The sequence below is a fragment of the Hyphomicrobium sp. DMF-1 genome (genome assembly GCF_027886585.1).
GTDB lineage: Bacteria > Pseudomonadota > Alphaproteobacteria > Rhizobiales > Hyphomicrobiaceae > Hyphomicrobium_C > Hyphomicrobium_C zavarzinii.
Genome location: NZ_CP115706.1, coordinates 3,833,484 through 3,851,065, shown reverse-complemented (window position 1 = coordinate 3,851,065; position 17,582 = coordinate 3,833,484). Strand labels below are relative to the sequence as shown.

Below are 17,582 nucleotides of genomic sequence, written 5' to 3'. Positions count from 1 at the left end.
GGAGCAGGAGATGAGCCTGGAAACGAACTCCAAGGCCAGCGCGGGATCCGGCTGGGCTGAGACCGCGAAAATCGTCGTACAGGCCCTCGCCATTGCGATGGTCGTGCGCGTGTTCTTCTTCCAGCCGTTCAACATTCCGTCCGGCTCGATGAAGTCAACGCTGCTGATCGGCGACTATCTCTTCGTCTCGAAGTTGTCGTACGGCTATAGCCGTTTCTCGTTCCCCTTCAGCCCGCACCTGTTCTCGGGCCGCATCTTCGCCGCCGAGCCCAAGCGCGGCGACGTGGTCGTCTTCCGCCTGCCGCAGGACGAGAGCCTCGACTACATCAAGCGCGTGATCGGCCTTCCGGGCGACGAGATCCAGATGAAGAGCGGCATCCTCTACATCAACGGCACTCCGGTGCCGAAGGTGTACAAGGACGAATTCGCCAACACCGAGTGCGACCCGTATTTCCGTCACTGCCGCCGCGTGGTCTACAAGCGCTTCGAGGAGACCCTCCCCGAAGGTCTGAAGTACACCGTGCTCGATCTCGAGCCGGCCGGCGATTTCGACAACACCGAAGTCTTCAAGGTGCCGCCCGGTCATTACTTCATGATGGGCGACAACCGCGACAACTCCGCCGACAGCCGCGCGTCCGTGGGCTATGTGCCGTTCGAGAATTTGATCGGACGTGCCGAGATCATCTTCTTCTCGGCCGCCGTGGACGAGCCCGACGCCATGCGCTGGCTCTCCCCTTGGACGTGGCCGTTCGACATCCGCTGGAGCCGCTTTTTTAATCTCGTTCGCTGATTTTTGAAGGCTCGGCTCGGAGATCTGAGCCAGGATACCGGCTCGATGTTCAAAGCCCGCAAGTACAAGGATCTCGAGAAAAAGCTCGGCTACCGCTTCAAGAACGAAGCGCTGCTCGAGCGCGCTCTCACGCATGCGAGCCTGCGCGGCGCGAAGAAGGTGCGCGAGGACAATGAGCGGCTCGAATTCGTAGGCGACCGCGTGCTGGGCCTCGCCATCGTCGAGATGCTGGAGGCCGCCTATCCGGCCGCGACGGAAGGCGAGCTTGCCCGCCATCTCAATCGCCTTGTCCGCGGCGAAACCTGTGCGAACGTCGGACGCGCACTTGGGCTCGGCGACTATCTCATGCTCTCGGAAAGCGAGGCGGGGAGCGGCGGACGACTTAAGGGCACCATCCTTGCCGACGCCGTCGAGGCCGTCCTCGGCGCCATCTTTCTCGAAGCCGGTTTCAACAAGGCGCGCGACGTGGTTCGCCGTCTGTGGGAGAATGAGGAAGTCTCGTTCGGCCATGCCGCCGCCGATCCCAAGTCTGCGTTGCAGGAGTGGGCGCAGGGGCAGGGGCTGCAGCTTCCGAACTACGTCGAGGTGGAGCGGACCGGGCCCGATCACGCGCCGCGCTTCACCGCCGAGGTGCGCATCAAGGGCAAGGCGCCAGCCCGCGGCGAAGGCGCCTCTAAACGGGCAGCCGAGCAGGCAGCCGCGACTGCGCTACTGGAGCGCGAAGGTGTGATGGAGAAACGTCCTCTTGGCTGATGCCCCCAAAGCCGCGGCGCCCCCGCAAACGGATGAGCCGCACCGCTGCGGCGTGATCGCCATCATCGGTGCGCCCAATGCGGGCAAGTCGACCCTCGTCAACGCGCTGGTCGGCGCCAAGGTCACGATCATCTCACGCAAGGTGCAAACGACCCGGATCCAGATCCGTGGCATCGCCATGGAAGGCGCGAGCCAGCTCGTGCTCATCGATACGCCAGGTATCTTCGCGCCGAAGCGCCGCCTCGACAAAGCGATGGTCGCGAGCGCTTGGGCCGGCGCGGCCGATGCCGATCAGGTGCTTGTTCTGGTCGATGCCGCGAAAGGGATCGACGAGGACGTGGAGCAGTTGGTCTCCAGGCTGGCTGCCGAGACGCGGAAAAAGGCCATTCTTGTCCTCAACAAGATCGACCGCGTGGAAGACAAGGGGAAGCTGCTCGCCCTGGTGCAGGATCTCTCGGGCCGCCTCCCGTTCGAGCGCGTGTTCATGATTGCGGCCTTGAACGGCGATGGCGTCGCAGAGCTCAAGCGCTATCTGGCACAGCAGGTGCCGGAAGGACCCTGGCTCTATCCCGAGGACGAGCTGTCGGACATTCCCGTGCGCCAGCTCGCGGCCGAGGTCACGCGCGAGAAGATCTACAACTACCTGCACGACGAGCTGCCTTACCAGATCACGGTCGAGACCGAGTCCTGGAAGACGCTGCGCGACAAGTCCGTCCGCGTGGAGCAGGTGATCTACGTCGAGCGCGACAGCCAGAAGAGCATCGTGCTCGGCAAGGGTGGCCAGACCATCAAGAAGATCTCGCAAGCCTCCCGCACGGAGCTGACCGAGATCGTTGGCGAGCCGGTCCATCTCTTTCTGTTCGTGAAAGTGCGCGAAGGCTGGGATCGCGATCCTGAGCGGTACCGCGAGATGGGGCTCGAATTCCCGAAGGAGGATTGATGCCGCCCCGCCCGGGCACCGTGCCGCTTTTCGGCCTGGCGCTCATCACGGCGGCGGCTGGTGTGTCGGGCACGCGGAAGGCGGGCGCGGCCGTCCGCATTTGCGAGCCGCATGTTTCGAGCGGGCTCGTGACCGGAACCTCCGAGGACACCGCGCGGGCGGCAGCGCTGGCGGTCTGGAAATCGAAGGCGCTCGCCCACGGCGAGGAATATGGCAGCTGGCGGCTTGCGGCGGAGAAGACGCTGGCCTGTCTGCCGCGGAGCGATGGGTCCTTCGAGTGCCTGGCCCGCGCCGCCCCTTGCACCATCGAGCAGGCGCCCGATCGCCGCGAGCTGCGCAAGAACCGTATCGGCATCTGAGCGAGCCCGCCGCCACGCGCGAAATGCTGCGAAACGGGGTAAGTCGGCTATAACCCGCCTATGAACTGGTCCGATGAAGGTGTGATTCTCTCAGTCCGCGCCCATGGCGAGACCGCGGCGGTGGTCGAGATCCTGACGCGCGCGCACGGCCGCCATCTGGGTCTTGTGCACGGCGGGCGCTCGCGTCGCACACGCCCCGTGCTCCAGATCGGCAATCACGTGGATGTCGCCTGGAAAGCGCGCCTTGCCGATCATCTGGGCCACATGAACGTCGAGCTGATCCGCGGCTATGCCGCCTCCGCCATGGACGATGCGGCAGCCCTCGCCGGGCTCACGTCGCTTTGCGCGTTGGCGCGCCTGCTGCCCGAACGCGATCCGCATCCCAATCTCTACGAGGTGACGCTGTTCGTGCTCGCCTACCTGGATGACGTGAGCGTCTGGCCGGCGCTGCTCGCGCGCTGGGAGCTGGCGCTGCTGGACGAATTGGGCTTCGGCCTCGATCTCACGCAATGCGCCGCAACCGGCATCAACGACGATCTGATCTATGTGTCTCCCAAAACCGGCCGCGCGGTGTCTGCGTCCGCCGGAGAGCCCTACCGCGACAAGCTCCTGCCTCTCCCGCAGTTTTTGCGCCCCGGCCGGCAGTCGGCGCTCGGGCCGGGCGATATCGAAGGCGGGTTCGCGCTGACGGGCCACTTCCTGGAAACGCGCGTCTTTCGCCAGAGAGACGAGGAGATGCCGGAAGCCCGAAGCCGTATGCTCGCGCTGCTGAAACGCCTCGCCGAGCCCCACGGCACGCGGTGAGACTGCTAACCTGCCGAAGGCCACATCCCTCGGCCTCCGCAAGCCGTTCCCGAATGGCGCACTGTGGCCCGATCCTATTCCGCATACGTGTCTGGACCCCGACCGCCGTCGAGGTGACGATGTTATTTGTCTGCGCCGCATGCCCACTTTCGACGTCATCCCGATGAAGATCGGGATCCAGACGCGCCGGAAGCAGAGTTTCTGTCGAAGTCTTGGAGGCCTTCATTTCGTGTCGGCGCTGCTACGAGATGGGCGAGAAGTCCGATCCTTCTGCACACGTGTCTGGACCCCGACCTCCGTCGGGGAGACGATGTTGTTTGTCTGCGCCGCATGCCCACCTTCGACGTCATCCCGATGAAGATCGGGATCCAGACGCGCCGGAAGCAGAGTTTCTGTCGAAGGCTTGGAGGCCTTCATTTCGTGTCGGCGCTGCTACGAGATGGGCGAGAAGTCCGATCCTTCTGCACACGTGTCTGGACCCCGACCTCCGTCGGGGAGACGAGGTTGTTTGTCTGCGCCGCATGCCCACCTTCGACGTCATCCCGATGAAGATCGGGATCCAGACGCGCCGGAAGCAGAGTTTCTGTCGAAGGCTTTGGAGGCCTTCATTTCGTGTCGGCGCTGCTACGAGATGGGCGAGAAGCCCGATCCTTCTGCACACGTGTCTGGACCCCGACCTCCGTCGGGTGACGATGTTATTTGTCTGCGCCATATACCCACCTTCAACGTCATCCCAATGAAGATCGGGATCCAGACGCGCCGGAAGCAGAGTTTCTGTCGAAGGCTTGGAGGCCTTCATTTCGTGTCGGCGCTGCTACGAGATGGGCGAGAAGTCCGATCCTTCTGCACACGTGTCTGGAACCCGACCTCCGTCGAGGTGACGATGTTGTTTGTTTGCGCCATATACCCACCTTCGACGTCATCCCAATGAAGATCGGGATCCAGACACGCCGGAAGCAGGGGTTGCTGTCGGGCCTGCCGACGTGTCACTCGGACAGAGACGCCGCTACCGGATGCGCTCGCGCGGCGCGATCTCGACGCGCACGCCGTTGGCTGGGTCGGGTTTGAGCATGTAGACAAGCCCGTCCAGCGCCTCGTAGCGCATGGAAAGCCGCTGGGCGCTGAAACCCTCGCCGTAGCTGTCGAACGAGATCTCGCTCGGATTGCATGAGGAGTGCGTGACCGCATACGACGGCTTGATCTCGTGCGCCTCGCCGTTGAACGTGTAGCCGATGCTCTGGCGTGTCGTGTTCGAAACCTGGAACTCGTATTCGAGCGATTTCGGCCGCGCGAAGAGCTGCACGGAGATGAACTTCGGATACTTGCCCGGCGCGCTCACAACGCCTACGCCGATCTCGGTGACGTTGGGCGCCACCATGTTCGCGCGGTGGCCCGGCGAATTGATCCAGCCTTCGACGGAGCGCTGCGCGAGTGCCCGCGGCTCGAAGCCCCGGCTGTCCTCGTTGAGGGCGAGGTTCTCGCCGATCTGGCACCAGTCGTAGCCCGCCGAGGTGATGCGGTCGCCGGCCTGGCGGCCGTCGGCGGTATGCGAGAATTGCCCGTTTTTCGCGAGATAGGCCGCATAGGCACGCGCGGCGCGGGTAAGCGCCGGGCTCTGCCGGAGCGAGCCGAGCTGCTGGCGCCCGCGATAGGCGTTTGTCATTTCGATGATTGCGGCTTCGACGGTCGGCGTATCGGGAAGAACGGCGGGCATGGCTCGCTGCGGGTTATGACGATCCTGCTCAAAATCGTCCGCGACAGCGGCGAACACAAGGCGGCGGTCCGGGAAAGCCCACACGAAAATGGCTGCGCAAAATGGCGCGCCCGCTGTGGAAATCGGCGCCTTAGGTTGCCCCGAACAGAGATTTGTGTGTTGTTGCAACTTGAAAGAGCCTTGTGGCGCGGCTGCACTTGAGAGCCGCCGCCGGGAGCAGTAACCAGACGCCATGACAGACAAACCGATTCTGCCGGGAGCCGGACCCATCGAGCCGGTCACGCTCAAGGATGCGCTCGAGGAGCGCTATCTTGCGTATGCTCTCTCCACCATCATGCACCGTGCGCTGCCGGACGTCCGCGACGGCTTGAAGCCCGTGCACCGGCGCATTCTCTACGCCATGCGCGAGCTGGGCCTCGATCCCGACAAGGGCTACCGCAAGTGCGCCAAGATCGTCGGCGAGACGATGGGCAACTACCATCCGCACGGCAACCAGGCGATCTACGACGCCCTCGCGCGCCTCGCGCAGGACTTCGCAGTCCGCTATCCGCTGGTGGACGGCCAGGGCAACTTCGGCAACATCGACGGCGACAACCCGGCCGCCGACCGGTACACGGAAGCCCGCCTGACCAGCGTTGCCGCGGAGCTTCTCGACGGCATTGACGAGGATACGGTTGCCTTCCGCCCCAACTACGACGGGCGCGAGCAGGAGCCGACCGTTCTGCCTGCGGCCTTCCCGAACCTGCTGGCCAACGGTGCTGCCGGCATCGCCGTCGGCATGGCCACCAACATTCCGCCCCACAACGTGGACGAGCTGTGCGCGGCGCTCTTGCATCTCATCAAGCATCCCGGCGCCACCATCGAGAAGCTCGTGGAGATGATCCCGGGGCCTGATTTCCCGACCGGCGGCGTGATGGTCGAGCCGCGCGAATCCATTCTCGAAGCCTATCGCACCGGCCGCGGCGGATTCCGCCTGCGGGCGCGCTGGGAGAAGGAGGAGACGGGGCGCGGCGGTTACCAGATCGTCGTCACCGAGATCCCCTATCAGGTGCAGAAGGCCAAGCTCGTCGAGAAGATCGCCGAGCTGATGACGGAGAAGAAGCTGCCGCTGCTCGGCGACATCCGCGACGAGTCCGCCGAGCAGGTGCGCCTCGTGCTGGAGCCGAAGACCCGCACCGTCGATGCCGTGCTGCTTATGGAGAGCCTGTTCCGTCTGACGGAGCTCGAGGTCCGTTTCGGCCTCAACATGAACGTGCTGTCCGGCGGTCAGATCCCGAACGTGCTCTCGCTGCGCGATGTGCTGCGCCAGTGGCTGGAGCACCGCATCGATGTGCTCGTGCGCCGCTCGGAGTATCGCCTGAAGAAGATCGAGCACCGGCTCGAGGTGCTCGACGGCTATCTGATCGCCTACCTCAACATCGACGAGGTGATCCGCATCGTCCGCTTCGAGGACGATCCGAAGGCCAAGCTCATCGAGCGATTCAAGCTTTCGGAAGTGCAGGCGGACGCCATCCTGAACCTCCGCCTGAAATCGCTCTCGAGGCTCGAAGAGGTCGAGATCAAGGCCGAGCACGACAAGCTCTCCAAGGAGCGCCGTGAGCTGAAGCAGCTCCTGAAGTCGGACGAGCTTCAGTGGGAGCGCATCTCCGAGGAGGTACGCGCGACGCGCGAGCGCTACTCGAAGAAGACCGAGCTTGGCCGCCGCCGCACGAGCTTTGCCGACGCGCCCGAGGTCGATCTCGATCTCGAAGCCGCTCTCGTCGAGAAGGAGCCGATCACCATCATCCTGTCCGACAAGGGATGGATCCGCGCGCTCAAGGGCCACCAGGACGATCTCTCGAAGCTCGACTTCAAGCAGGGCGATAGCCTGAAGCGCGCCATCAAAGCGCAGACCACCGACAAGCTGATCCTATTCGCCACCAACGGAAAGTTCTTCACGCTGGAAGCGAGCCAGCTTCCCGGCGGCCGCGGTCACGGCGAGCCGGTGCGCCTCATCGTCGACCTGGAGGAGAACCAGGACTTCGCCGAATGCTTCGTCTACGAGCCGGGGCGCAAGCTTCTGGTGGCGAGCACGGCCGGCAACGGCTTCATCGTGCCCGAGGACGAGGTCGTCGCCGCAACGCGCAAGGGCAAGCAGGTGCTCAACGTCGGTGTGGACGAGGAGGCGCGCGTCTGCGTGCCCGTCGATGGCGACTACGTCGCGACCATCGGCGAGAACCGCAAGATGCTCGTGTTCCCGCTCGATGAGGTCAACGAGATGACCCGCGGCAAGGGAACCATCCTCCAGCGCTTCAAGGAAGGCGCCCTGGCCGACGCCGTCGTGTTCCACAAGAAGGAAGGTCTGACCTGGCTCGATGCAGCCAGCCGCACCTTCACGCTGCCGTGGGCCGAGGTGAAGGAGTGGGTAGGCCAGCGCTCGCAGTCCGGCAAGATTGCGCCCAAGGGCTTCCCGCGCTCCAACAAGTTCGGGCCGGCCTTCCGCTGACAAGGCACTTTTGCTCAAAAACTCAGGGGTTAAGTCTCGGGCGCGAGGGCGAGCCTTGCGTCGGGTGATGAGCCCCGGTAGGACAAGAGACATGGAGGGGTGGCGCGCTTATCCGACTGGGAGAGGCGCGCTCGTCGAGTGAAGGGCTAGGGTGTTGCAGCGGTTCAGTGGGAAGCGAAAACACCCTAGGATGAGGCAGTTGCGTTTAGGGGCGGCATATTTCCTGGGTCTCGTCGTGGCGCTCGCCGCTTCCGCGGTCGCGCCCGGCTTTGCGGGCTCAGCAGCCGCGCAGGAGACGCCTGCTCCCGCCCCCGATCAGGCTTCATGCGCCAAGTCGCAGTTCGAGAGCGCCGTGGACGAGGCCGCCGAGAAGCTGCGCGAACTCAACAACCGCAACCGCCCCGAGTTCCAGGTCAAGCTGCGCCAGTTGAAGGAAAAGCGGGGCTGGAGCAACGACCAGTTCATGAAGGAGGCCGCGCCCTTCGTGAAGGACGACCAGATCACCGTGTTCGACGACAAGTCGAACGAGCTTCTGGCGTCGATCTCGTCCATGGGCCAGGAAGGCGCCAACGCCAAGGAGCCCAACTGCGCCGTGCTGCAGGAGCTGCGCGGCCTCATGGGCGTGCTGATCGAGACCCAGGGCTCGAAGTGGGCCTACATGTTCAAGAAGCTGGACGACGAGCTCGCGAAGTAGCGCCGCTGCAGTCCGCAGACGGGCAATCTCACCGCTCCGGCGCGCGCACCCAGCCGTTTGGCCCCAGCCGCTCCTGCGGCTGATACCGCGTCTTGTAGCTCATCTTGCGTGAGCCATCGATCCAGTAGCCGAGATAGAGGTAGGGCAGGCCGAGCCGGCGCGCATAGTCCACGTGCTCGAGGATCATGTAGGTGCCGAGACTGCGCTCCTCCTCGAGCGGCTCGTAGAAGCTGTACACCATGGAGATGCCGTCCGAGAGCCGGTCGCAAAGCGCGACGCCCGCGAGCGGCCAGGTGTCCATGTGCCGGTCGAGCGGATTCTCGGGCTTGGCCCGATACTCGGTGAGGAAGGTGCGCACCACGCTGTCCTCCACCATCATCGCATAGTCGAGCACGCTCATGTCCGCCATGCCGCCGTCGGAATGGCGCGCGTCGATATAGCTGCGGAACAGGCAGAACTGCTCCGACGTCGGCACCGCCGAGACGCGACGGCTCACGAGATCGCGGTTGCGCTCGAGCGTCCGGCGCATGGTGCGGCCGGGCTTGAACTCGTCGACCAGAATGCGCACCGATACGCAGGCGTGGCAGCCCTCGCAGTAGGGCATGTAGGCGATGTTCTGGCTTCGCCTGAAGCCGCCTTTGAGCAGGTTGTCGACGAGCGCGAGCGGCTTGTCGTGCGTCAGGTGCGTGAAGAGCTTGCGCTCGAGTTTGCCCGGAAGATACGGACAAGGCTGCGGAGTGGTGACGTAGAATTCCGGAAAGTGCTTCTGCTGTTCCGTCATCCGATAAAATCCTTGCCGCCGGCGCCGCAGGTCCGAGCATCGCCGGACATCATGGCGGAGTGGCGGTATCACCCCGAAACGCGCACTCGTTAGTCGGGCGGACAGGTAAGAGGCTGCCGGTCACGAAGGATAGTCGAGCTTCGCGGCCTCGATCAAGCATCAGCGATAAATCCGCGCTGCAACACAGCAGCAGCCTTAAAATCGGGCGTGCTAGCCCTTGGCGCCCTTGGTCGCGGTCTGCCCAGGTGCGGCCGAGGCCTCGATGAAGGCGATGATCTCTCCAGCCACGTCCACGTTGGTTGCCCGCTCGATACCCTTGAGCCCGGGCGAGGAGTTGACCTCCAGCACCATCGGCCCCCGGTTGGAGCGGAGCATGTCGACGCCCGCCACATTGAGGCCGAGGACAGCCGCGGCGCGTTCCGCCGTCGCCCGCTCCTCGTCGGTAATGTGGGCCTCCTGCGCGATGCCGCCGCGATGCAGGTTGGAGCGGAATTCTCCGGTCTTACCGACCCGCTGCATGGCCGCCACCACCTTTCCGCCGACCACCAGCGCCCGCACGTCGCTGCCCTCGGCTTCTGCGATGTACTCCTGCACCAGAATGTTCGCGTTGGCCGCGCTGAAAGCCTCGATGATGGATTTCGCGGAGGCTTCGGTTTCGGCGAGGATCACGCCCATCCCCTGCGTCCCTTCCACCAGCTTGATAACGACGGGAGCGCCGCCGACCTCCTTGATGACATCCTCGGCCTTTCTCGGGCCGTGCGCGAACGCGGTCACGGGAAGGCCAATGCCTGCGCGCGCAAGCAACTGGAGCGCCCTGAGCTTGTCGCGCGAGCGCCCGATCGCGACGCTTTCGTTAAGCGGGAACACACCCTGCATCTCGAACTGCCTGAGCACCGCGAGGCCGTAGTGGGTGATCGAGGCCCCGATGCGCGGGATCACCGCGTCATAGAGAGGAAGCGACTTGCCGCCGAACCGCAGCACCGGCCGGTTCGACGTGATGTTCATGTGCACGTGCAGCGTATTGATCACGTCGAGCGTGTGCCCGCGCGCCTCCGCCGCCTCGATCAGGCGCTTGTGCGAGTAGAGGCCCGGATTGCGGGCCAGCATGACGAGACGCATGGGAGGAGCCTGTTGCGAGCGACGCCTTCGATCCGGTCACTCCGGGAGGGCTGGGCGCGAAAACTATGAACCCGCTCTGGTAGATGGGAGCAGCGGATCGCGGGGACCTCGCCGGGCAATTGAGTTTTATTTTTGTCCCTTGTCCGGCTTGTCCGCAGAGCCTTTGCTCATTAGTCCGGCCGCTGCGGGCGGAGGCGTCGTCGAGCGGCGAACCGGGCCGCGCCCGCCCGAAGCCGGCGCATCCGAGCCGGACCATGAGCCGCCGTCGTTTCCGGCGGAGGCGGGCGGCGCGGGCCCGCGCGGCCGTGACGGGGCCTCGGAGCGATCGGAGAACGGGCCGTCGAGGTTCGGGCCGGGAAGCGGCTGATCGGCGCCGGAGGGGGCCGCGGAGCCTCGTTCGCTCAGCGCCTTGAAGCGTCCGATCTGATAGCCTGCGAAAAAGGCGCCGCCGGCAACGAGGACGATGAGCACGAGATCATAGGCGGACATGGCGGTATCCGGAAATGCGCGAGCTGCCCCGGTCACTGAGGCCGGAGTTTAAGGTCTTGGCTGCAAGCCTAAATCACAGGATGCGGGTTGCGCAACCTGGCAAGCTCAAAGCTCGACGGGAACCATATTCTGCGCGGTGCCGCGAACGGCTTTGGCAGCCTTGGGTGCCAAATCGCCGTCGAGATCTGGATCGATCGAGGCATAGGTGAGCCAGGCCAATCCGCCCATGGCAACCATCAAGATCGCGATCCCGATGAGGGTGCGCTTGAGAAACCACCTTACAGTCACAGGCCGCACAGAGGTCCGCTGCACTGACTGTGCATCCTCGACACTGATTGCCATGAACTTCCCCCAAAACACGGCTGGAGAGTATGATCCAGCCGCCTCCGGCTCCCGAACCGGCGCCCACCGGAATGTCCGGCAGGCCCTATTGAACATTTATCCCATCTTGGATGAAAGAGGTTGCCCCCTGGGTCAAGGGGGCGTTTGGCGAAGCCTGCTTTCAGGCGGATGGGCGTGCTGCGCGAGCCACGGTTGTTGTGGCTGCGGTTCCCGGTTTTTTCACGGCGGCGAGGCCAGACACGCAAAAAAAGGGGACAATGACACCGGAAGTTGCACCTCCGCCCGCAGGTCAGGCGCGGCGCGCCCACATGCCAGAGGGCAGGCCTTGGGCAAGCTGCCTATAATGACCCCATGAAGAAATCAGCTTTTGGCCACGCCAGGAAATGGGCTGCCGCAGCCCTGTTGGGCGCGCTCGCATGGGCGGGCCCGGTACTGGCCGAGACCTCCAGCGAAACCCGCGATGCCCCCGTCGCGGAGATCAGCCGCGAAGCTGTCTGGCGCGCGATTTTTGCCCGTCCGCATGGCGTGTCCGCCAGCGCCGTCGGAGACACCGCGGCGCAGATCGAGCTGGGGCGGGATCTCTTCCGCGATCCGCGCCTCTCCGGCTCCGGCAAGGCCGCGTGCACCAGTTGCCACGATCCGGACCACGCCTTCACCGACGGACGCCGCACGGCCGTTGGCCCGGGAGGGGCTGTTCTCCCCCGCAACGCCCCCGCGCTCTACAACCTCGCCTGGGCGGTGTCCTTCTTCTGGGACGGACGCGCGCCTACGCTCGCCGCCCAAGCCCGCTTTCCCATCCTTGCCGAGGATGAGCTGGCCGGTGACTTCACCACCATCGCGCAACGCCTCTCCGCCGACCCGGCGGTGAAGGCCCACTTCGCCACGGCTTTCCCGGAGGCTCCGGGCGTGACGGAGAGTGCCATCCTGGATGCGCTTGCCGCCTACGAGCGATCGCTCGTCTCGGCCGAAAGCCGCTTCGATCGCTGGATCGCGGGGGACGGCGCGGCGCTCACCGAAACCGAGCTTCAGGGCTTCGACATCTTCGTCGGTAAAGGCGGATGCGTATCCTGTCACGGTGGCTGGCGCTTCACCGACGACAACTTCCACGACATCGGCTTGGCGAGCCAGGATCTCGGCCGCGGCGCTCTCGTGGCCAGCGCGAAGGGCCTGCCGCAGTTCAAGACACCCTCATTGAGGGAGGTCGCGCGCACTGCGCCTTACATGCATGACGGCTCCCTGGCGACGCTGGAGGATGTCGTGGCCCACTACACCGGCAACTTGATCAAGCGCCCATCCCTCGCGGCAACCGTGGTCCGCGACCTGGAACTGACGGCAGAGGAAAAGGCCGCCCTGGTGGCATTCCTGAAAACGCTTTCGGGCGAACCGGAAAGTCACGTCTCCGATGAGACAACTCGCCCCATGCTCAAAAAATGAGCTGACGGAAATGGAGATCGCACCGGTCTGGGCGCTGAAAATGCCTTGTTCCCCCCGTGAATTTACCGGGCCAATTCAGTTGGCCGCGATTGATGCGCAAACGTCTCAGCTAAAAACATTAGCATTTGCTGCTTAGGATTGTTTCTTGTGTGGCGTTGATTCGCCGCCTACCGTTACAGCAAGAAGAAAAGAAAAAGGGACGACGCGCCCCGAGGGTTATGAACCGCCGAAAGCGGATAACTCGATCTGGGGTTTGCAAATGCTAGAGCTCATCGTCTCTGTCTGCCTCGTGGACAATCCGACAAGATGCAAGGATGTAAGCTTGGTCTACTTGGCCGAGAGCGTCACGCCCATGCAGTGCATGATGCAGAGCCAGGCTGAAATCGCGAAGTGGACCGAGGGGCATCCGAACTGGGTCGCGAAGCGCTGGTCATGCCGTCCGGCCGGCCGTTACGCTAAGATCTGATCTGGGTGTTACGCCGCGAAGCGAGGCCGTTCCTTCTCCCCGGCTCCCCGACTTCGCCGTGTTATATCATTTCAGAAAGCGTGGGTTTGGCCTTTGGGGGGGGGCTGCTCGCAAAAGTAAGCCGCGAAGATGCGTTTCTATTTTCTCATCCTTTGAATATGGCGCGCGCCATTCTCGTTGTTCAGCTAATATTTTGAAACACGTTTCAGTTTTACACCGTCGTGCCTTCGGCATGTGGTCCGAGGGTAGACTGCGATCCCGTCGATCCGGCGCACACGCTACCGGATGCCAAGCCATAATCCGTGGCCCATGCCTCGCGCCGGGAGGTGACCCGCCTGGACGGCGGCAGTCGACGCCGCGCGGGAACAGAGGCACAGTGCTCCTCGTCCTAAACCTTGCGGAGAGAGCCGTATGCGCGCCGTCGCCCTTCTCGCCTTATGCCTCGCCACTCTGGTATCGGGTGCGGGCGCCAACCCCTTGTGGGCGGCCGACATCGAAAGCCCGCCGAAGGGGTCTCCCTTGCGCACGACACTCCTGAACGTGGCTCGGCCCACCTTCGAGCAGGAGATCGGCGGCCCGATCGAGTTCGTGGTGAGCACTCTCAACGTCTGGGGGCAGTGGGCCTACGGAGACGTGAAGCTGCAACGCCCCGGCGGCCAGCCGATCAACTGGAGGAAGACGAAGTTCGCCGAGGATCTCGCGCAGGGCATGCTCGAGACGGAGCACAATCTGTTCCTGCTGCAGGAAGGCCCCAACGGCTGGACGCTGGTCGAGCATGCCATCGGCCCGACAGATGTGGCCTGGGACTGGTGGCGGCAGCAGCGGAAGCTGCCTTACGAGCTGTTCGGAGCCGCGCCCGAAGATTTCGCCCCGACCTCACGCCCGCGCGCTGGCGGCTGATCCGCCCTCGCCGCCTTCCGTCACGCAGTCTGGCGGGGGCTGCCCGTTGCCGGCTGCCCGCTGCCTTTCTTCCCTACCGGTTCGTCAGCTTGAGCTCGATGCGCCGGTTCTTGCGCAGGCTTTCTTCGTCCACGCCCGATTCCAGCGGCTGGAACTCACCATGGCCAGCGGCGACGAGATTGTCGGCCGGCACGCCACGCGAGACGAGATACTTCACCACGGAAACCGCGCGCGCTGTCGAAAGCTCCCAGTTGGAAGGAAACTGCGCGCTCGCGATCGGACGGATATCCGTATGGCCGTCCACCTGAAGCGCCCATTTGATCTCGGGCGGAATGGTCTTGGCGAGGTCCACGATGGCGATGGCGAGCTGATCCATAGCGGCGAGGCCTTCAGGCGTCAGCGTCGCCTGGCCGGAGGGAAACAGCACCTCGGACTCGAATACGAAACGATCGCCGACGACGCGGATATCCTTGCGGTCTTTCAAGAGCTCGCGAAGCCGTCCGAAAAAGTCGGAGCGATAGCGTTGCAATTCCTGCACCTGCCGGGCGAGTGCCGCGTTGAGGCGCTGGCCTAGGTCTTTGATGCGATCCTGGCTGTCCTTGTCTTTCTTCTCGGAAGCTTCCAGCGCCTCGTTCAGCGCGGCGAGCTGACGGCGCAACGCCAGCATCTGCTGGTTCAGCAAATCGACCTTGGCGAGGGCTTCGTTGGAAATGTTCTTCTGCGCCTCGAGGTCCGCGGTGAGAGATTGGATCTTGCCCTCGGCCGCTTTGGCCTTTTCATCGCCCGAGAGTGCGAAGCCCGAAAGCTTGCTGTGCTCCGCCTTGAGATCTGCGAGCGTGGATTGCAGCGAGGCAAGCTCGTCGGCAGCCGAGCGCGCTTTGCCCTTTTCGAGCGAGAGAAGATTGGTGAGCTCTGAGATCTGACGCGTCAGGCGCTTCAGCGCGGTATCTTTGCCGCTGGCCTCCTGCGTCGCGAAATACTGCGAGATCATGAAGATCGACATCAGGAACGTCACGACGAGCAGCAGCGTGGACAGAACGTCCACGTAGCCCGGCCAGAACTCGCCGTATTCGCCGCCGCGCCGCGAACGCCCACGCGCCATGCTAGCCGCCTTTCTTGAGCATGGTCTGAGCAAGCTCGCGGAGTGCGTTCGTCACTTCCGACTGCTGTGAGGCCTGCTCGTCCACCCACTCGCGCACCACCTTTTGCTCGGCGCGCATTTGGGTGACGAGCTGGTTCACGCCGCGTGCGAGATCGCGAACGGTGTCCTCGCCCCCCGCACCCCCCGGGGGCGAGGCGGGAAGAAACGGTGCGCTGCCTCCGGCCTTCAGCCGCCCTGAAAGCTCCTCGACGGCGCGCTGCATCTCGTAGACGGCGGAAATGAGCTGGCGGCTCGCCTGCTCGGTGGCGCTTGAGGAGCCCGGCGTAAGCTCGGTGATGCCGGAGAGCCATTCCTCGAGCTCGTTGTAGAAACGGCTATGTGCGTGGCTCGCCTGCAGCTCGAGGAAGCCGAGAACCAGCGAGCCGGAAAGGCCGAGCAGCGAGGACGAGAACGCCGTGCCCATGCCCTTGAGGGGTGCTGCGAGGCCCTGCTTAAGCTCGTCGAACACCGCGACCGTCTCGCCGGACGTGTTGAGCGTGTTGATGGCGAGACCCACCGATTGAATGGTTTCGAGCAAGCCCCAGAAGGTGCCGAGCAGGCCCAGGAACACCAGCAGACCCACCATGTAGCGTCCCGTGTCGCGCGCTTCGTCGAGGCGCGAGCCGATGCTGTCCATGATCGTCCGCATCGAGACGGTAGAGAGAGAAAGCGCGCCGGTGCGGTCGCGCAGCATGGTCGCCATCGGGGCCAGCAGCACGGGTTGATGCGCGCCGACGAGGCCCGGATCGGAAATGCGGAACGCGTTCACGAAGCGGATCTCGGGGTAGAGCCGGATGACTTGGCGGAAGGCGTAGATGATGCCGAGACACAGAACGCCGATGATGAGGCCGTTGAGGCCCGGGTTCGTCATCAGCGAGACCAGAAGCTGCTCGTGAAGGATCGCCGCGAGAAAGGCGACCAGCGTCAGGAACACGAGCATGCGGATCAGAAAAACGCCGGGCGGCGTCAGTGACTTGTGCACTGAGGCGGAGGTCGGGTCGGGTCGCTTACGTGCCATTCCAAAAGTCTCCGGCCATGCACTGTCGATCGTGCGCGCAGCGTCGCGCGCCCGACCATAGCGGAACGCCATGCCACCGGAAACCGGCAACATGATGCCAAAGCTCGGGGAATGGGGCCTTTTTTAGGCGGGTGGAAGGGCGGCGCTTTGTGCGCCAGCCGTCATTAGAGAAGGTCCTTGATGGCAGCCCTGAGCTGGGGTGCGAGGTCCTCGCGTTCGAGGCCGTAGGCGATGTTGGCTACAAGAAACCCGATCTTGGAGCCGGTGTCGTAGATCTCGCCGTCGAAGCGCACGGCATGGAAAGGATGGCCGGCATCCTTGCTCAGGGTGATCATGGCGTCCGTAAGCTGAATTTCCCCACCCGCACCGGCTTCCTGCCGCGCGAGCAGCGGGAAGATTTCAGGTTCGAGAATGTAGCGCCCGGTGATGTGGAGGTTCGAAGGCGCGGTGCCCTTCGGCGGCTTTTCCACCATCTGCGTGATGCGGCTCACCTTCGCTTTCGCATCCTCGACGCCCACGATGCCGTACTGATGCGTCTGGTCCTCCGGCACGGGGGACACAGCCACGAAGTTACCGCCGCCGGTCTTGTCGTAGGCCTCGATCATCTCGGCGAGGCACGGCGTCTTTCCGTGGTGGAGCATGTCCGGCAGCAGCAGCGCGAACGGCTCGTCGCCGACGATGTCACGGGCGCACCAGACGGCATGTCCGAGCCCGCGCGGAGCCTGCTGGCGCGTGAAGCTCGTCCGCCCCGCGTCGGGCAGCTCGGAAAGCAGGTCTTCGAGCTCGCGCGTCTTCTTCTTGGAGGAGAGCGTCGCTTCCAGCTCGAACTGATGATCGAAGTGATCCTCGATGCAGGCCTTGCCGCGGCCAGTGACGAACACGAAATGCTCGATGCCCGCCGCCCGCGCCTCGTTCACAACATGCTGGATGACCGGCCGGTCGACGACCGTCAGCATTTCCTTGGGAACGGCCTTGGTGGCCGGCAGGAAACGGGTTCCGAGTCCGGCCACAGGGAAGACGGCTTTGCGAATGCGGTTGGGTTTCGACATCAGGACACCGATGATTGTGGAGAGGCCGGCCGGATAAGCCGGAGGGAAGGCGAGAAGATGAACCGCGATTATAGCCGATCGCGGAGCGCGCACGGGCGTGCCCTGCTAGGGGTGCCGTGCGATTGCGACGGGACAATGAGCGGGGAGCCAAAGTGTTCCCCGGAAAGCGGCGAAGAATGAGCACAGGGGTCGTAAAAAAGCCCCGAATCGCAGACACGGGAAGGAGCGATATTCTCCGGGATCGGTTAATGGGTGGATAGCACCGCCCCCCGCTTGGCGGTCCGGTCCGGCCGAGGCGCGAGGT

At 64.2% G+C, this 17,582-nt stretch carries 18 protein-coding genes; 10 read left to right on the top strand and 8 right to left on the bottom strand.

Going from position 1 to position 17,582, the window contains the following annotated elements; all coding sequences use genetic code 11:
• The first annotated feature begins 10 nt into the window (after positions 1-10).
• Genes lepB through recO form a run of 5 tightly spaced genes read left to right on the top strand, consistent with a single transcriptional unit; the run spans position 11 to position 3,646 of the window.
• A complete protein-coding gene (gene lepB / locus PE058_RS17575) occupies positions 11-790 on the top strand; it encodes a signal peptidase I (RefSeq protein WP_020085194.1) in 780 nt (259 codons plus the stop codon).
• A gap of 45 nt (positions 791-835) precedes the next feature.
• Entirely contained in the window at positions 836-1,543 is a 708-nt protein-coding gene (rnc, locus tag PE058_RS17570; protein WP_026867905.1) for a ribonuclease III, read from the top strand.
• Positions 1,536-2,483, top strand: coding sequence for a GTPase Era (era, locus tag PE058_RS17565; RefSeq protein ID WP_020085196.1), 948 nt, complete (start codon positions 1,536-1,538; stop codon positions 2,481-2,483). Before rnc ends, era begins: the two co-directional genes overlap by 8 nt.
• Positions 2,483-2,842, top strand: coding sequence for a hypothetical protein (locus tag PE058_RS17560; RefSeq protein ID WP_020085197.1), 360 nt, complete (start codon positions 2,483-2,485; stop codon positions 2,840-2,842). The genes era and PE058_RS17560 overlap by 1 nt, the downstream gene beginning before the upstream one ends.
• 60 nt (positions 2,843-2,902) lie before the next feature.
• Complete coding sequence (gene recO / locus PE058_RS17555) at positions 2,903-3,646, top strand: DNA repair protein RecO (protein WP_020085198.1); 744 nt, start codon at positions 2,903-2,905, stop codon at positions 3,644-3,646.
• A 1,006-nt stretch (positions 3,647-4,652) separates the two neighbouring features.
• Here recO and PE058_RS17550 read toward each other — a convergent pair.
• Positions 4,653-5,444: a CAP domain-containing protein gene (locus PE058_RS17550; protein ID WP_271028979.1), complete on the bottom strand. Its 792-nt coding sequence runs from the start codon at positions 5,442-5,444 to the stop codon at positions 4,653-4,655.
• A 148-nt stretch (positions 5,445-5,592) separates the two neighbouring features.
• Here PE058_RS17550 and parC point away from each other — a divergent pair, with 148 nt between their 5' ends.
• Together parC and PE058_RS17540 are read left to right on the top strand one after the other, a co-directional pair.
• Positions 5,593-7,845 carry a DNA topoisomerase IV subunit A gene (gene parC, locus PE058_RS17545; protein WP_020085200.1) on the top strand — a complete coding sequence of 751 codons (2,253 nt, stop codon included), beginning with the start codon at positions 5,593-5,595 and terminating at the stop codon, positions 7,843-7,845.
• 190 nt (positions 7,846-8,035) lie between these two features.
• The gene (locus PE058_RS17540; RefSeq protein WP_020085201.1) at positions 8,036-8,539 is read left to right on the top strand and encodes a hypothetical protein; all 504 of its coding nucleotides are present in this window, start codon (positions 8,036-8,038) and stop codon (positions 8,537-8,539) included.
• 28 nt (positions 8,540-8,567) lie between these two features.
• Here PE058_RS17540 and PE058_RS17535 read toward each other — a convergent pair whose 3' ends face one another.
• The 4 genes from PE058_RS17535 to PE058_RS17520 form a co-directional block, all read right to left on the bottom strand.
• Complete coding sequence (locus PE058_RS17535; RefSeq protein WP_020085202.1) at positions 8,568-9,320, bottom strand: arginyltransferase; 753 nt, start codon at positions 9,318-9,320, stop codon at positions 8,568-8,570.
• Positions 9,321-9,530: 210 nt separating this feature from the next.
• Positions 9,531-10,439, bottom strand: a complete 909-nt coding sequence (rimK, locus tag PE058_RS17530; RefSeq protein ID WP_020085203.1) for a 30S ribosomal protein S6--L-glutamate ligase — start codon at positions 10,437-10,439, stop codon at positions 9,531-9,533.
• Positions 10,440-10,565: 126 nt separating this feature from the next.
• Positions 10,566-10,928 carry a hypothetical protein gene (locus PE058_RS17525; protein WP_020085204.1) on the bottom strand — a complete coding sequence of 121 codons (363 nt, stop codon included), beginning with the start codon at positions 10,926-10,928 and terminating at the stop codon, positions 10,566-10,568.
• A gap of 105 nt (positions 10,929-11,033) precedes the next feature.
• Positions 11,034-11,270 carry a hypothetical protein gene (locus PE058_RS17520; RefSeq protein WP_156827289.1) on the bottom strand — a complete coding sequence of 79 codons (237 nt, stop codon included), beginning with the start codon at positions 11,268-11,270 and terminating at the stop codon, positions 11,034-11,036.
• A 351-nt stretch (positions 11,271-11,621) separates the two neighbouring features.
• On the opposite strand from PE058_RS17520, the gene PE058_RS17515 reads away from it, so the two are divergent.
• The 3 genes from PE058_RS17515 to PE058_RS17505 all read left to right on the top strand — a co-directional run bounded on the left by PE058_RS17515 (position 11,622) and on the right by PE058_RS17505 (position 14,070).
• Entirely contained in the window at positions 11,622-12,704 is a 1,083-nt protein-coding gene (locus PE058_RS17515; protein ID WP_083929102.1) for a cytochrome-c peroxidase, read from the top strand.
• Positions 12,705-12,963: 259 nt separating this feature from the next.
• Entirely contained in the window at positions 12,964-13,170 is a 207-nt protein-coding gene (locus tag PE058_RS17510) for a hypothetical protein (protein WP_020085207.1), read from the top strand.
• A gap of 411 nt (positions 13,171-13,581) precedes the next feature.
• Positions 13,582-14,070, top strand: a complete 489-nt coding sequence (locus PE058_RS17505) for a hypothetical protein (RefSeq protein WP_271028978.1) — start codon at positions 13,582-13,584, stop codon at positions 14,068-14,070.
• Positions 14,071-14,143: 73 nt separating this feature from the next.
• On the opposite strand, the gene PE058_RS17500 is transcribed toward PE058_RS17505, so the two are convergent.
• The 3 genes from PE058_RS17500 to PE058_RS17490 all read right to left on the bottom strand — a co-directional run bounded on the left by PE058_RS17500 (position 14,144) and on the right by PE058_RS17490 (position 17,278).
• Positions 14,144-15,172 (bottom strand): peptidoglycan -binding protein, encoded by a 1,029-nt coding sequence (locus PE058_RS17500; RefSeq protein ID WP_020085209.1) that lies wholly within the window; start codon positions 15,170-15,172, stop codon positions 14,144-14,146.
• A 1-nt stretch (position 15,173) separates the two neighbouring features.
• Entirely contained in the window at positions 15,174-16,229 is a 1,056-nt protein-coding gene (locus tag PE058_RS17495; protein ID WP_026867906.1) for a hypothetical protein, read from the bottom strand.
• A gap of 164 nt (positions 16,230-16,393) precedes the next feature.
• A complete protein-coding gene (locus PE058_RS17490; protein ID WP_271028977.1) occupies positions 16,394-17,278 on the bottom strand; it encodes a UTP--glucose-1-phosphate uridylyltransferase in 885 nt (294 codons plus the stop codon).
• Between the last annotated feature and the right edge of the window lie 304 nt (positions 17,279-17,582).